The following is a 14,627-nucleotide window of genomic DNA, read 5'->3' on the forward strand; positions in this document are numbered from 1 at the left end:
TTCATTCAAATAATAGAAAGAGAAGAATAATGGCAGAAAAAACATACCCAATGACCCTAGCAGAAAAAGAAAAATTAGAACTAGAATTAGAAGAATTGAAATTGGTCCGTCGACCTGAAGTCGTAGAACGGATCAAGATCGCTCGCTCATACGGTGACCTCTCAGAAAACTCTGAGTACGAAGCAGCAAAAGATGAACAAGCTTTTGTGGAAGGTCAAATCTCTAGTTTGGAAACAAAAATCCGTTATGCGGAAATCGTCGATAGTGACGCTGTTGCAGTAGACGAAGTAGCGATCGGAAAAACCGTTACAGTCCAAGAAGTTGGCGAAACAGATGAAGAAGTATACAGCATCGTCGGTTCAGCAGGGGCAGATGCCTTTGCAGGGAAGATCTCGAACGAAAGCCCAATCGGTCACGCATTGATTGGTAAGAAGACAGGTGACGTTGTCACTGTTGAGACACCAGCTGGAAGCTACCAAGTGAAAATTTTGAACGTAGAAAAAACAGCGTAACTATAAAACGCAAGCCCTCCAAGAGGGCTTGTTTTTTTTGTGTTCTTAATCCCCTTGTTAGGGTGTAAATTTTTCGTTGATTGATTGAAAGGGATTAAAAAAGCACCTGAACTAGAGGGTTCAGGTGCTTAAGTAATTCCGCTAGAATTTAGAAGTTTGTACTACTTTCTATTGCGTTGTTTTCCTGCATTGCGGTTGTTTTTTGGTTTGTGTTGAATTTGTGTCGTTGCAGTTGGTGTAACGTCTTTTTTCACACGGTGACTAGTCGCTTTTGGAGGATTGTTTTTGTATTCCTCAGCGACCCGCTTGCGAAGATTTGGACGAATCAAGTAGTTGATGACAAATTGTTGGATAATTTGGATCACCCCACCGACTACCCAGTAAAGAGTCACTCCGGCTGAAGAGATCAATGAGAAGACACCGATCATAATCGGGCTCATCAGTGATGCTTTACGCATACTTTCCTTTTGGGTTTCATCTTCAATCCCATGAAGAGAGAGCATACTTTGGATATAGTAGAGAACCGCTACGATAGCCGTCAAGAGCAAGCTTGGTTTTCCAAGAGCAATACCAAGGAAACTACTTTCTGCTACCCCTTTGGTGTGCTGAGCTGCAAAGAAGAGGGCAGAGAAGAATGGCATTTGGATCAAGAGTGGTAAACATCCAACTCCACCAAACATGCTAACCCCATTTTCACGTTGAGCAGCCATTAATTCTTGTTGTGCCAATAGCTTTTCTTCTTGTGTGCTAGCGTTTTTCATGCGCTCTTGGATTGGGCCAAGGATTGGTTTTAAGTAGTTCATCTTTTCAGATTGGTAGGTTGCCTTCCATGATTGGTACAAACCAAGTGGCAAGATGATTAAACGCACGATCAAGGTGACGATAATAATCCCGATCCCAAAGCCCAAGCCAAGGTTATTAGCAAAGAATTTGATGGCTTCGCCCATTGGACGGCCAAGAAGATTCCAAATCAATCCAGTTGGATTTCCAGTTTTCCGATCGACACTCACGCATCCTGATAAGAAGACGAGCGAAGCTAGTCCCATCGATGCCAATAATGCAAGTTTATTTTTTTTCACAAATCGTTCCTTCTTTTTTAAAATGTTACCTTTCTATTCTACTGTTTTTTTTGAAAATACACAATAGTTCTCTAGTCTTAATTTGCAATTTTGAAGTCCTTATAGTTTTCAAAGTTTGCTAACGTAACATCCAAATAAGTCACATGCGCAAACGGCGTAGGACCTTTGCGTATTTCTTGGATGAATTTGGCCATTTGACTGCTAGACTCTGCCTGAGCTAGAATACCAACCGTCCCATCGTCATTATTCCAGACACGGCCAGTGATCCCACCAATCTCCAAGGCAAGACTGTAGACTCCCCAGCGAAAACCAACTCCTTGAACCCGTCCTTGGGCAATCATTTTTACCTTTTGCATGTGCATCCTCCTTGACTCGAAGAAATCTATCTGAGGCATGATTTCTTCTTTTTCTTTGTGCTATAATAGGTCTATGAATATTATAACGTCTAAATCCAATAATGTAATCAAAAATGCTAAAAAATTACATCAAAAAAAATATCGGACAGATTCCTATCTCATTGAAGGTTGGCATCTCTTTGAAGAGGCAGTAGAAAATCAGGCGGAGATTCGTCAGATCTTTGTTTTAGAAGCCTATTTAGACCGGGTAGAGAATATCCAAAACGTCACTGTCGTGACTTCGGAGATCTTGAGTCTCTTGGCTGATTCGAAGACCCCTCAAGGAATTGTCGCAGAGATTCTTATAGAGCAGCCAGAACTTCCAGATCCGTTACAAGGTCGTTACCTCTATTTGGAGGATGTCCAAGATCCAGGTAATGTGGGAACCATGATTCGAACAGCAGATGCAGCCGGCTTTGATGGTGTCATGCTTTCGAAAGCATCCGCAGATCTATACAGTCTCAAGACTCTTCGATCCATGCAGGGCAGTCATTTCCATCTTCCTATCTGGAAAATGGACCGAGAAGAACTGTTTGAACGAGCTAGTCAATCCAATCTAGCGGTCCTCGCAACGACGCTATCAGAAGCTTCCATCAATTACCGTCAGCTTCCACAGACTAATCAGTTTATCCTGGTTATGGGCAATGAAGGCAAGGGCATCAGTCCAGAAATGGCTACACGAGCCGACCAGCTTGTTCATATTACCATGCCGGGTCGGGCTGAGAGTTTGAATGTTGCAGTAGCTGCTGGAATTTTGATGTTTCATTTAAGGAATTTTTGAGAAAAAGCAGTATACTTAAGTTGAAAAAAGAAATTGGTGGAAATCTTATTGGGAGAGCCTATCAAGGAAAGGTGGTGATCTGATGCAATATCATCGTGACAAAGAATACATGACCTATGTGGGACAGTTGATTCAGCACCCTAAGGTTCAAAAATTAGCCGACATCCCCCATCATATTCATTCCAATCGTTTGGAGCATTCCATTCATGTTAGCTATACTAGTTATAAACTGGCTAAAAAATTTGGCTGGGATGCTAAAAGTACGGCTCGGGGTGGCCTCTTGCATGACCTCTTTTATTATGATTGGCGCGAGACCAAGTTTACGAAAAGTCACGCCTGGATCCATCCCCGCATTGCCGTGAGAAATGCGCGAAAGATCACAGATCTCAATGCCAAGGAAGAAGACATCATTATTAAACACATGTGGGGTGCCACCCTTGCCCCGCCTCGCTACAAAGAATCCTTCGTAGTGACCATGGTGGATAAATACTGGGCTGTTAAGGAAGCTTCAGAACCTTGGCGTAAAAAGATGGCTAAAAGGAGATTTTTTCATCGAAAAATGTTAAAATCGTAGTAAACAAATTTGAAAGGAACTTGTTTATATGTATAATGATTCAGTAATCCAAGAACAAAGTGGATTGAATGCTTTTTATAACAAAATCTACTCATTAGTGGGGATCGGTGTTGGGATTTCAGCCCTTGTCTCTGGTCTTATGATGACAGTCTTTCAAGATTTCTTCGTTCAAATCTTGACAACAGCACCAATGGTTTACTATGCAGCAGTGGTTGTAGAATTGATCTTGGTCTTTGTTGCAAGTGGGAAGGCTGTTAAAAATAGCCCATCTGCTCTTCCGATCTTCTTGATCTACTCAGCTTTGAATGGCTTTACCTTGAGCTTTATCATTGCTCGCTACATGCAAGCAACTGTCTATAAGGCTTTCTTGGTCAGTGCCTTGATGTTTATTGTCATGGGAGCTATCGGACGCGTCGTGAAAAAAGACCTGTCTGGTATGGGACGTGCCTTGATGGGAGTCTTGATCGGTGTGATCATCGCTTCTGTTGTGAATATGTTCTTGAGAAGTTCTGGAATGGACTATATCTTGAGTATTATCTCTGTCTTCCTCTTTGCAGGATTGACAGCTTGGGATAACCAAAAGATTCGCTATGTCTATGATCAAACAAATGGTCAACCTGCTACAGGTTGGGCAGTAGCGATGGCTTTGGAACTTTATCTTGATTTTATCAACCTCTTTATCAGCCTTCTTCGTATCTTCGGAAGAAACGACTAATCAAAGAGAGATTGAGCTGGGGCAGTTGCCTCGGCTTTTTTTGTCTTCCGACTTGTGCTATACTAATAGTGACTAAAGAATAGAAATGAGCGCTTATGAAAACACCTTTTGTAACCCGTGAACAATTAGAAAGTCTGACCCAAGAATTCCCTACCCCTTTCCATCTCTATGATGAAGCAGGAATTCGTGAAACGGCTCGTGCCCTCCATCAAGCTTTTGCTTGGAATGAAGGATTTAAGGAATACTTTGCCATCAAGGCGACTCCCAACCCATCGATCCTAAAAATTTTGCAAGAAGAGGGCTGTGGTGTCGACACTGCCAGCTATGTCGAATTGTTGATGGCAGATAAACTGGGCTTTAGTGGAAAAGAAATCATGTTTTCTTCTAACAACACGCCAGCCGATGAATTTGTCTATGCGAGAGAATTAGGGGCAACTATCAATCTGGACGCCTATGAAGACATTGCTTTCTTGAAGTCTGTTACCGGCATCCCCAAGGTCATTTCTTGCCGCTATAATCCTGGTGGAGTTTTTGAACTGGGAACCGATATTATGGATAATCCTGAAGAAGCCAAGTTTGGAATGACCAAGGAGCAATTGATCCAAGCCTTTATTGAGTTGAAAGAACTAGGTGTGGAAGAGTTTGGTATTCACGCTTTATTGGCTTCTAATACAGTATCCAACGATTACTATCCAGAGCTAGCGCGTCAACTTTTTGAATTAGCAGTAGAAGTCGTCGAGAAAACAGGTGTCCACTTGGGCTTCATCAACCTCTCTGGTGGAGTTGGGGTCAATTACAAGCCAGAGCAAGAACCAAATGATATTGCCATTATTGGGGAAGGCGTGCATCGCGTTTTTGATGCGATTCTCAAACCGGCAGGCCTTGGTCATGTGAAAATCTATACAGAGCTTGGTCGCTTTATGCTGGCTTCACACGGCCTCTTGGTAACCAGAGTCACTCATAAAAAGAAAACCTATCGGACCTATGTTGGCGTCGATGCTTCAGCTGTGAATCTTCTCAGACCGGCTATGTACGGTGCTTATCACCATATTACCAATATGGATCGTCCAGAGGAACCGACTGAAGTGGTCGATGTCGTGGGAAGTCTCTGTGAAAATAACGATAAATTTGCGAAACAACGAGAATTACCCGTGACGGAGATTGGAGATTTGCTCGTGATCCATGACACTGGAGCCCATGGATTTTCAATGGGCTATCAGTACAATGCCAAGTTGCGTTCGGCAGAAGTTTTGCTTCAAGAAGATGGGCAGGCCCGTTTGATTCGTCGAGCAGAAAAACCAGAAGATTATCTTGCGACACTCTACGGCTTTGACATTGAAAAATAAGCGATTGTCTGATATAATGATAGTTATGTAAAAATAATGGATCGGAGAAAATTGTATGAATCTCTTTTTAGGAATTTTGTTGATTATTTTAGCTTTCTTTGGTGGGATGATTGCAGGAATGTTCTTGCTTCGTCGTCAATTTGAAAAAGAATTTGCATCAAACCCACGTTTGAATGTTGAAGCAGTTCGTACGCTTTTAGGTGCCAGCGGCCAACGTCCAAGCGAAGCAAAAGTTCAACAAGTCTATCGCCAAATTGTGAGCCAACAAAAATCAGCAATGGCGAAAAACAAGAAAAAATAAGAGTGGGGCAATCTCACGATAATAAATGAGAGGGGCTTGGAGGAATTTCTTAGTCCCTCCTTTTGGAAGGAAGAGATATGGATAACCGACCGATTGGTTTTTTAGATTCTGGAGTAGGGGGCCTGACTGTTGTCCGCGAATTGCTCCGTCAGCTTCCTCACGAAGATGTCGTCTATATTGGAGATTCAGCGCGTGCACCTTATGGTCCTAGACCAGCAGACCAAATTCGCGAGTATACTTGGCAGATGGTGAACTTCCTTCTGACCAAAAATGTCAAGATGATTGTCTTAGCCTGTAATACAGCGACGGCAGTGGTTTGGGAAGAAGTCAAGGAGAAACTTGATATTCCCGTTTTGGGAGTGATCTTGCCTGGAGCTTCTGCAGCCATTAAATCGACGACCCATCAAAAAATTGGGGTCATTGGGACACCGATGACGGTTTCTTCTGGAATTTATAAAGAGAAGATTCAAAGTCTGGCACCAGACATGGAAGTCAGCAGTTTAGCTTGTCCCAAGTTTGTTCCTTTAGTGGAATCAAACGAGTTGGCATCCAGTGTGACCAAAAAGGTGGTTTACGAAACCCTAAAACCACTAGTTGGAAAGGTTGATACCTTAGTCTTGGGATGCACCCATTATCCCCTTTTAAAACCGATCATTCAAAATGTGATGGGACCGGATGTCAAATTGATTGATAGTGGGGCAGAGTGTGTTCGGGATATCTCCGTTTTATTAAACTATTTTGAGCTCAATAAGAGTCGCGAACTCTTAGAGCAGACCCACCGCTTTTATACAACTGCAAATGCCAATAGCTTTGCAGCGATTGCCGAAAAATGGCTAGAACGTTCAGTGAATGTGGAGCATGTAAATTTATGAGTGACAAACTATTTGAATACAAAGATTCCCAAGATTGGTATATTGCCCAATGGGGAGAAGATGCAGACTACAACCAATTTAGTCAAGTCCCTGCAGAAGCTTCCACTCTGTTAGACCAGCTGGAACTTCTCTTTGCCAAGGATCCTGAAGGATTTCCTCTCAATCTATCGGTGATGCGCTATGGTTCAGCCTTTCGTTTTCTAACCTTTTTGACTGAAATCTTGAATGAAGTCAAGGGAAGATCTTTTGAAATTGTCCAGCGTCAAGGGGCCTTGCTCTTGGTTGAAAAAGGGAAATTGCTCTATTTGCATTTGCCAAGTGATGGGGTGGATGTGGAAGCCTTCTTGGGTCAAGATAAGGTCAAAGATACGATTCTTATTGCAACTCGAAATGAGGGAAAAACCAAAGAATTCCGTAATATGTTTGAAAAGCTGGGCTTTGAAGTGGAAAATCTCAATCAATACCCGGAACTTCCAGAAGTCGAAGAAACAGGGATGACCTTTGAAGAGAATGCCCGCCTAAAAGCTGAAACGATTGCAGAGCTAACTGGGAAAACAGTCTTAGCAGATGATTCAGGTTTGAAGGTAGATATCTTGGGAGGCTTACCAGGAGTTTGGTCAGCTCGTTTTGCGGGAGTTGGTGCGACAGATGCGGAAAACAATGCGAAATTGTTGCACGAATTGGCCATGGTTTTTGACTTGAAAGATCGCTCAGCTCAGTTCCATACGACCTTGGTGGTTGCAAGACCAGGCAAGGAAAGCCTAGTGGTGGAAGCAGATTGGCCAGGGTATATTAATTTTGAGCCCAAAGGGGAACATGGCTTTGGATATGACCCTCTCTTCTTAGTTGGGGAAACGGGCCGTGCTGCTGCTGAATTAACGCTAGAAGAAAAAAATACACAATCACATCGTGCTTTAGCTGTTAAAAAGTTATTGGAGGTATTTCCATCATGGCAAAGCAAACAATCATCGTTATGAGTGACTCGCATGGAGACCGCTCCATTGTTGAAGCTATTAAAGAAAAATACCTAGGCCAGGTCGATGGGATCTTTCACAATGGGGATTCTGAACTAAAAAGTGATGATCCTGTCTGGGAAGGGATCCATGTTGTCCAAGGGAATATGGATTTTTATGATGGCTATCCGGAACGCTTGGTGACCCAACTGGGGCCAACACGGATCATCCAGACCCACGGACATCTCTTCCAGATCAATTTTAGTTTTCAAAAATTGGATTTGTGGGCCCAAGAGGAGGAAGCAGATATCTGTCTATACGGCCACCTTCATATCCCAGATGCTTGGAAGGAAGGAAGAACCCTCTTTGTGAATCCTGGATCTGTTAGCCAACCTCGTGGTCTGATTCGCGAGTGTTTGTATGCCAAGATAGAGATTACCGATTCGAACTTCAAGGTAGAGTATTATACGCGAGATCATGAATTGTACCCTGAATTGACAAAGGAGTTTAGCAGATGATAGCAAAGGAATTTGAACGTTTCTTGCTGGCGCAGGAAGAGACGTTCTTAACTCCTGCCAAAAATTTAGCGGTCTTGATTGATACCCACAATGTAGACCATGCGGTTTTGCTGTTGAGTCAGATTAGCTATAGTCGCATCCCGGTAGTGACGGATGAACGCAAGTTTGTGGGGACGATCTCCCTAACGGATATTCTATCTTATCAATTGAAACACGAGATTCCTGAGGAGACTTTTGCTTCGATGGATATCGTAGACGTTGCAAAGAAGGAGGTCGGGGTCATCGGCTTAGACTTCAATTTGACAGAAGTCCTTCACAAGTTGGTGGATGACTCCTTCTTATCAGTGGTGGATGAAGAAGGGTATTTCCAAGGGATTATTACGCGGAAATCGATTCTCAAAGCCATCAATTCGCTAATGCATAATTTTTCAAATGAATACGAGATGATTCCAAAATGAAAGAATTTATTGCAAGTTTTATTGATCAAAAAGAACTAAGTGAAAATTCTCAGTCAGCCTATTTCTATGATTTGGACCAATTTATTGAATCAATTCATGGAAAAGTGACACCGACAAATTTGAGAATTTACCAAGCTTCGATTAAAGATTTTAAACCGGCGGTTCAAAAACGAAAATTATCCGCTGTTAACCAATTTTTATATTATTTGTATCAAGAACGCTTTATTTCTGAATACCATCGTTTGGTCTTGCCTAAAATTCAACCGGCCAAAACCCATGATCGTGAATTATTGGATCTGACCCATTTTTGGGAAGAATCAACCAACCCACAGGGACGCTTGATGGCCTTATTGATTCTGGAGATGGGCTTATTGCCAAGTGAGATCCTCCAAGTCAAAGTCGAAGATATTCAGCTGGACTTTCATGTCATTCGAGTGGGCAAAGATGGCCAAAAACGGGTTTTAAAAGTTCCAGATCCTTTACTGGATGAGTTGCAACTCTTCCTCGATGGTGTCTATCTCTTTGATAATAAAGGAAAATCTTACTCCCGTCAGTGGGGATTCCGACAATTAGAAGCCTTCTTGATCGAAAAAGGCAACCAAGACCTTTCGGCACAATCGATTCGTGAGCAGTATATTTTGAAACAACGTGAACTCGGTGTGGATCTCTTTAGTATTGCACGTGAATTGGGCCTGAAAACCATGGTGACATTAGAAAAATATAAATAATGGATATTAAAATTAAAGATTTTGAAGGGCCTTTGGACCTCTTGCTCCACTTGGTCTCTAAATACCAGATGGATATCTATGAGGTCCCCTTGATTGAGGTGATCGAACAGTATCTGGCTTATCTGGCGACTCTCCAGGCTATGAAACTAGAGGTAGCAGGGGAATACATGCTGATGGCTAGTCAACTAACCCTGATCAAGAGTCGTAGACTTCTTCCTAAGGTCGCAGAAGAGATGGATGAAGCAGAGGATCTAGAGCAGGATCTCCTTTCTCAATTGGAAGAGTACCGTACTTACAAGCAATTAGGAGAGTTGATGGCCTCGCAGCACGAGGAGCGCGCCCTCTATTATTCGAAACCGAAGATGGAATTGGTCTATGACGATACCGAATTACTTCATGATCGCACTACGGTAGATCTCTTCTTGGCTTTCTCAAAATTATTGACCAAGAAAAAAGAAGAATTCCGCCAGAACCATACAACCATTGTAAAGGATGAATACAAGATTGAGGATCTGATGGACCAGCTGCGTCACCGATTCCACGATCGCTCACAAGTTCTCTTGCAGGACTTGTTTCTAGAAGCAGCGGATCTCCAAGAGGTCATTACCCTATTTCTTGCAACCCTTGAATTAATCAAGATTCAAGAGGTCACAGTGGTACAGGATACGGCTTTTGGAGAAATTTACTTAAATAGGATTGAACATGAGCAAATTAGCTGAAATTGAAGCACTCTTATTTGTAGCGGGTGAAGAAGGAATTACTGCCAGACAAATCGCAGATCTTCTCTCTTTACCCCCAACAGGTGTGGTGCAAAGTTTAGAAAAATTGGCCCAAAAATACCAGGAGGACACAGATACGAGTCTCTGTTTGATGGAGACAGCTTCCCGTTATAAATTGGTGACAAAGGCAGACTACGCTTCGGTTTTACGAGACTATTCTAGAACGCCTATGAACCAAAGCTTGTCTCGGGCTGCCCTTGAAACCTTGTCAATCATTGCATATAAGCAACCGATCACCCGCGTAGAGGTCGATGATATTCGAGGCGTTAATTCCAGTGGTGCCATTACCAAACTACTGTCATTTGATCTGATCCGCGAAGATGGAAAAAAAGAAGTCCTCGGGCGTCCTAATTTGTATGTCACGACGGAGTATTTTTTGGATTATATGGGGATCAATCATTTGGAGGAATTGCCAAAGGTTGAGGAAGTGGACATCGATCCAGAGGAAGGTCAATTATTTTCAGAGAGAACAGAGGAACTAGATGAGAATTAACAAATATATTGCCCATGCAGGTGTGGCTAGTCGTCGCAAGGCCGAAGAACTGATCAAGCAAGGCTTGGTGACGGTCAATGGCCAAGTCGTGCGTGAATTAGCGACTATCATTAAAACCGGTGACCAGGTTGAAGTAGAAGGGACTCCAATCTATAACGAAGAAAAGGTCTATTATCTTTTAAATAAGCCACGTGGCGTCATCTCTAGTGTATCAGATGATAAAGGGCGGACAACAGTCGTTGACCTTTTATCTCAAGTACCAGAGCGCATCTACCCAGTGGGACGTTTGGACTGGGATACATCTGGTGTCTTGATTTTGACCAATGATGGCGATTTTACAGATGAGATGATTCACCCGCGAAATGAAATTGATAAGGTCTATGTGGCGCGTGTCAAAGGAATTGCCAATAAGGAAAACTTGCGTCCCTTGACGCGAGGGGTGACCATTGATGGAAAGAAAACCAAGCCAGCGACTTACGAGATTTTAAAAGTCGATGTTGAAAAGAACCGTTCAGTGGTTCAGTTGACCATTCATGAAGGGCGTAACCACCAGGTTAAAAAGATGTTTGAAGCTGTGGGACTTTTAGTGGATAAACTCTCCCGGACCCAGTTTGGGAATTTGGACGTCTCAGGACTACGTCCGGGTGAATACCGTCGCTTGAACAAAAAAGAAATTAGCCAGTTGCACAATCTAGCAGTGACTAAATCTAAAAAAGCATGAAAACAATCCTGATTGCGCTGGTCAGAGGCTATCAAAAATGGATCTCTCCCCTATTTCCGCCTTCTTGTCGCTTTCAACCGACCTGTTCCAATTATATGATCCAAGCGATTGAACGTTTTGGTGTGAAAGGTGTCTTGATGGGGATTGCAAGGATTCTACGTTGCCATCCTGGAACCAAAGTAGGACCAGACCCCTTGCCAGACCATTTTAGTCTGAAGCGAAATGAAGAATCAAAATAGGACGATCGCAAATAAACAGAAACACCCTTAGAAATTATTTTTCTAAGGGTGTTGATTTTGTAAAAGAGTTGTCTATCAGCGTTTAGACCATGTTTTAGGGAGGAAGAGTAGAATCATTGGATAGATTTCAAGCCGTCCGGCAATCATGGCTAAGGAAAGTAACAGTTTTGAAATCGGACTAAAGATGGAGAAGGTTTGACCTGTTCCAATCATAGGTCCAATGTTGTTGAAACAACTAAAGACAGCGCTGACAACCGTCATGAAGTTATTATTGTCTAGACTGACTACAAAGAGTAGGCCGATCGTGATAAAACTGTATATTGTAAAGTACTTGAGGATCTGATGCTGTGTATCCTTATCCAATACCGTATCATTGACATGCAAGGTCAGAACGCGATTCGGAGACAAGGTCGAAAGAACCTGATTTTTTGCGATTCGCCATAAGGTCAAGCACCGAATGACTTTTAGCCCCCCGGCGGTCGATCCAGCAGAACCACCGACAACCATCAGCATCAAGAGGATGAACTGAGAAAAGAGAGGCCATTTTTCCGTCGTTCCATAACCAAAACCGGTAGTGGTGATGATATTGGAAACTTGGAAGAAGGAAATCTCAAAACTCTTAGCGACATTGGCATAGAGATGAAGGACATTGTACGCGATCAAGACACTGGACACGAGGACGATGGTGATATAGGTCCGCAATTCCTCATCTTTAAAGAAGGCCTTGAATTTTCGGATCATGAGGAAGTAGTAGAGGTTAAAGTTAACCCCGAAGACTAAAACCCCGATACTGACCAAATAGGTGATTAAACTACTATTGTAGTGGGCAATTCCGTCGTTAAAAACGGTAAAGCCCCCGGTTCCAGCCGTCCCCATGGCGATGACAAAACTATCATAAAGGGGCATGCCAGCAAGGAAATAAAGAACCACAAAAAGGAAGAACAAGCCCAAGTACAAGAAGTAGAGGATTTGAGCTGTGTTTTTTAATTTGGAAACGACCTTGCCAAACACTGGACCAGGAACCTCCGCCTTCATGACTTCAAGGTGGCTGTTCTTATTATTGTCCATAATGGCAAGGGCGAAGACCAATACTCCCATCCCTCCAATTAAGTGGGTGAAACTGCGCCAAAAGAGGAGAGAATGGCTGAGGGCACCTACATCATCTAAAATCGTTGCCCCTGTTGTTGTAAAGCCAGAGCTGACTTCAAAAAAGGCGTCGATAATGTTGGGGATTTGCCCCGAAAAGACAAAGGGAAGGGCACCAAAGAAGGACCAGAGGATCCAACAGAGTGCTACAATCAGGACTCCTTCTTTAGCATAGATGTGAAAGTCCTTTGGTTTGTGAAAACTACCAAGGAGCCCCAGCCCAAGTAAGATGGCCATGGTTGCCCCAATTGAGACAAAAACCTTGGCAGGTTCCTGATAGATTGCAGCGACCACTAAGGGAACGATCAGGAGCGCTGCCTCGATTAAGAGGAGCTTGGACAAGAGGTAACGAATCATGCTTCTATTCATCAGGTTTACCTCTCAACTAAATCGTAGATTTTAGTGACATTTTGAATCAAGGTGGTTACGATAATCCGATCTCCTACCATCAAACGGTCATCTCCATTTGGGAAAATAGCCTTGCCGTCTCGAATAATGGCAGCGATCAAGACGCCTTTTTTCAATTTCAATTCAGAGAGGGGATATTGGGTTAGTTTATTGTCTTCCTTAATTTGGAACTGCAAGGTTTCAATCCGGCCGTTTGCGACATGGTGCAAGGCTTCTAGGTTTGAGAACTGTGCATTGTAGCGTCCACGAATAAAGTGCATAATGGTATCTACAGCGATGCGTTTTGGCGTAACGATACTGGTCATATCTTGATCGCCAATGATCTCCAACAGACTAGTTCGGTTGACCTTGGTAATGTTCTTTTTGACTCCGACAGAATTTAAGAACATGGAGGTGATGATGTTTTCTTCATCGACCCCTGTCAAAGTAGCCACAGCATCGAAGTTATTGGCACTCTCTTCTAAAAGAATGTCTTTAGCAGTTCCGTCTCCATGGACGACATAGAGATCAGGAAATTCCTTGCTAAAGAATTCCGCTCGTTCACGATTGACTTCTAAAACCTTGAGATCGATCTTGCGGCGCACATCTTGAAGAATATTGAGTAGGTAGTAGGCAATTTTCCCAGCACCAATGATCATCATGCTCTTAATGACTTGAGGACGAACATTGTTGTGGAAAAGAACGACCTCGATCCGGTTACCTGTTACGAAAATCTTGTCTTGAGGTTGCAAGACAAAATCTCCGTTTGGAATGGTGAGTTCGTTGCCACGCTCGATTGCGCAAACAATGACATTTCCGTATTTCTTCCGGAATTGGGAGAGGCTCATATTGCAGAGATTGCTATCTGGCTTGATCTTAAATTCCATCAAGGCTACCCGACCATTGGCAAAATGCTCCACAGAAAGGGCATTTGGGAAGTCAATGATATTGGCAATATAACGTGCTGTCAGCAATTCCGGATTGACAACTAGGGAGAAGCCCAAGATATTTTTTTCCTTGAAGTAGGAATTAGAATATTCCGGATTCCGTACCCGAACGATGGTCTCTTTGGCTCCCATTTTTTTAGCCAAAACAGCAGAGACCATATTCACTTCATCGTACTCGGTCATGGAAATGAAGATGTCGCAGTCTTCAACATCCGCTTGCTCCAAGATCTTGAAATTTGCCCCATTTCCTAAAATTCCAATGATATCAAATCGTTTGGTAATATGGTTAAGAACGGATTCGTCTTTTTCGATCAAAATAACATCGTGGTTTTCAGCAACGAGAGAACGACAAAGGGCCGTTCCGACCTTTCCTCCACCAACAACAATAATTTTCATAGAATACCTCCAGAGTATGCTTCTATCATACTCTATTTTCAAGAAAAATTCATCTTTTTTAAGGATTTTCTGGTGGAATTTTGAGAAGCTAAGAACAAGTAGGAAAAATGGTCAAAAGAGTAGAACGAGGAGGGATTGAAAACTTTGGTAAAGTTTCTTAAAAAAATCTAAAAAAACTATTGACAGGAGCTTCAAAAGTGTTATACTTAGAAAGTACCTTCGTTGATTTACCTCAAACCTGTTGTGAGTTAAGTTAATGAAGCTGTAACCACGCTGTTTGCTGAGCT

The 14,627-nt window shown here is 42.7% G+C and carries 19 protein-coding genes; 15 read left to right on the forward strand and 4 right to left on the reverse strand.

Annotated elements, in window-relative coordinates:
* Positions 1–29 precede the first annotated feature (29 nt).
* On the forward strand, positions 30–512 hold the full coding sequence (gene greA / locus HMPREF2917_RS01050; RefSeq protein ID WP_013904027.1) for a transcription elongation factor GreA: 483 nt from the start codon (positions 30–32) through the stop codon (positions 510–512).
* Positions 513–673: 161 nt separating this feature from the next.
* On the opposite strand, the gene yidC is transcribed toward greA, so the two are convergent.
* Both yidC and HMPREF2917_RS01060 read right to left on the reverse strand, forming a co-directional pair.
* On the reverse strand, positions 674–1,591 hold the full coding sequence (gene yidC, locus HMPREF2917_RS01055; protein ID WP_013904026.1) for a membrane protein insertase YidC: 918 nt from the start codon (positions 1,589–1,591) through the stop codon (positions 674–676).
* Between the two features lie 77 nt (positions 1,592–1,668).
* On the reverse strand, positions 1,669–1,947 hold the full coding sequence (locus tag HMPREF2917_RS01060) for an acylphosphatase (protein ID WP_041826422.1): 279 nt from the start codon (positions 1,945–1,947) through the stop codon (positions 1,669–1,671).
* A 73-nt stretch (positions 1,948–2,020) separates the two neighbouring features.
* On the opposite strand from HMPREF2917_RS01060, the gene HMPREF2917_RS01065 reads away from it, so the two are divergent.
* The 14 genes from HMPREF2917_RS01065 to yidD all read left to right on the forward strand — a co-directional run bounded on the left by HMPREF2917_RS01065 (position 2,021) and on the right by yidD (position 11,464).
* A complete protein-coding gene (locus tag HMPREF2917_RS01065) occupies positions 2,021–2,767 on the forward strand; it encodes a TrmH family RNA methyltransferase (RefSeq protein ID WP_070588749.1) in 747 nt (248 codons plus the stop codon).
* Positions 2,768–2,849: 82 nt separating this feature from the next.
* Positions 2,850–3,341 (forward strand): HDIG domain-containing metalloprotein, encoded by a 492-nt coding sequence (locus HMPREF2917_RS01070; RefSeq protein WP_013904023.1) that lies wholly within the window; start codon positions 2,850–2,852, stop codon positions 3,339–3,341.
* A gap of 28 nt (positions 3,342–3,369) precedes the next feature.
* Positions 3,370–4,056: a Bax inhibitor-1/YccA family protein gene (locus tag HMPREF2917_RS01075; RefSeq protein ID WP_003008369.1), complete on the forward strand. Its 687-nt coding sequence runs from the start codon at positions 3,370–3,372 to the stop codon at positions 4,054–4,056.
* 95 nt (positions 4,057–4,151) lie between these two features.
* The gene (locus HMPREF2917_RS01080) at positions 4,152–5,402 is read left to right on the forward strand and encodes a diaminopimelate decarboxylase (RefSeq protein WP_070588750.1); all 1,251 of its coding nucleotides are present in this window, start codon (positions 4,152–4,154) and stop codon (positions 5,400–5,402) included.
* Between the two features lie 55 nt (positions 5,403–5,457).
* The gene (locus tag HMPREF2917_RS01085) at positions 5,458–5,703 is read left to right on the forward strand and encodes a YneF family protein (protein WP_003008364.1); all 246 of its coding nucleotides are present in this window, start codon (positions 5,458–5,460) and stop codon (positions 5,701–5,703) included.
* 77 nt (positions 5,704–5,780) lie between these two features.
* Positions 5,781–6,575, forward strand: a complete 795-nt coding sequence (gene racE / locus HMPREF2917_RS01090; protein ID WP_003008361.1) for a glutamate racemase — start codon at positions 5,781–5,783, stop codon at positions 6,573–6,575.
* Positions 6,572–7,552, forward strand: a complete 981-nt coding sequence (locus HMPREF2917_RS01095; protein WP_070588751.1) for a nucleoside-triphosphate diphosphatase — start codon at positions 6,572–6,574, stop codon at positions 7,550–7,552. Before racE ends, HMPREF2917_RS01095 begins: the two co-directional genes overlap by 4 nt.
* Entirely contained in the window at positions 7,525–8,046 is a 522-nt protein-coding gene (locus HMPREF2917_RS01100) for a metallophosphoesterase (RefSeq protein ID WP_003008356.1), read from the forward strand. The genes HMPREF2917_RS01095 and HMPREF2917_RS01100 overlap by 28 nt, the downstream gene beginning before the upstream one ends.
* Positions 8,043–8,504 (forward strand): cyclic-di-AMP-binding protein CbpB, encoded by a 462-nt coding sequence (gene cbpB / locus HMPREF2917_RS01105; RefSeq protein WP_003008353.1) that lies wholly within the window; start codon positions 8,043–8,045, stop codon positions 8,502–8,504. Before HMPREF2917_RS01100 ends, cbpB begins: the two co-directional genes overlap by 4 nt.
* Complete coding sequence (xerD, locus tag HMPREF2917_RS01110) at positions 8,501–9,232, forward strand: site-specific tyrosine recombinase XerD (RefSeq protein ID WP_049507053.1); 732 nt, start codon at positions 8,501–8,503, stop codon at positions 9,230–9,232. Before cbpB ends, xerD begins: the two co-directional genes overlap by 4 nt.
* Entirely contained in the window at positions 9,232–9,951 is a 720-nt protein-coding gene (locus tag HMPREF2917_RS01115) for a segregation/condensation protein A (protein ID WP_049472072.1), read from the forward strand. The genes xerD and HMPREF2917_RS01115 overlap by 1 nt, the downstream gene beginning before the upstream one ends.
* Entirely contained in the window at positions 9,935–10,504 is a 570-nt protein-coding gene (gene scpB, locus HMPREF2917_RS01120) for an SMC-Scp complex subunit ScpB (protein WP_003017403.1), read from the forward strand. The genes HMPREF2917_RS01115 and scpB overlap by 17 nt, the downstream gene beginning before the upstream one ends.
* Positions 10,494–11,225: a pseudouridine synthase gene (locus HMPREF2917_RS01125; RefSeq protein ID WP_003005375.1), complete on the forward strand. Its 732-nt coding sequence runs from the start codon at positions 10,494–10,496 to the stop codon at positions 11,223–11,225. The genes scpB and HMPREF2917_RS01125 overlap by 11 nt, the downstream gene beginning before the upstream one ends.
* The gene (gene yidD, locus HMPREF2917_RS01130) at positions 11,222–11,464 is read left to right on the forward strand and encodes a membrane protein insertion efficiency factor YidD (protein ID WP_023918885.1); all 243 of its coding nucleotides are present in this window, start codon (positions 11,222–11,224) and stop codon (positions 11,462–11,464) included. The genes HMPREF2917_RS01125 and yidD overlap by 4 nt, the downstream gene beginning before the upstream one ends.
* Positions 11,465–11,539: 75 nt before the next feature.
* Here the strand turns inward: yidD and HMPREF2917_RS01135 are convergent, their stop codons facing one another.
* Positions 11,540–12,979 (reverse strand): TrkH family potassium uptake protein, encoded by a 1,440-nt coding sequence (locus HMPREF2917_RS01135; protein ID WP_031577101.1) that lies wholly within the window; start codon positions 12,977–12,979, stop codon positions 11,540–11,542.
* Between the two features lie 5 nt (positions 12,980–12,984).
* Positions 12,985–14,340, reverse strand: coding sequence for a Trk system potassium transporter TrkA (trkA, locus tag HMPREF2917_RS01140; protein WP_031577099.1), 1,356 nt, complete (start codon positions 14,338–14,340; stop codon positions 12,985–12,987).
* Positions 14,341–14,627 lie beyond the last annotated feature (287 nt).

This window comes from Streptococcus sp. HMSC061E03, from assembly GCF_001813505.1.
In the GTDB taxonomy this organism is placed as follows: domain Bacteria; phylum Bacillota; class Bacilli; order Lactobacillales; family Streptococcaceae; genus Streptococcus.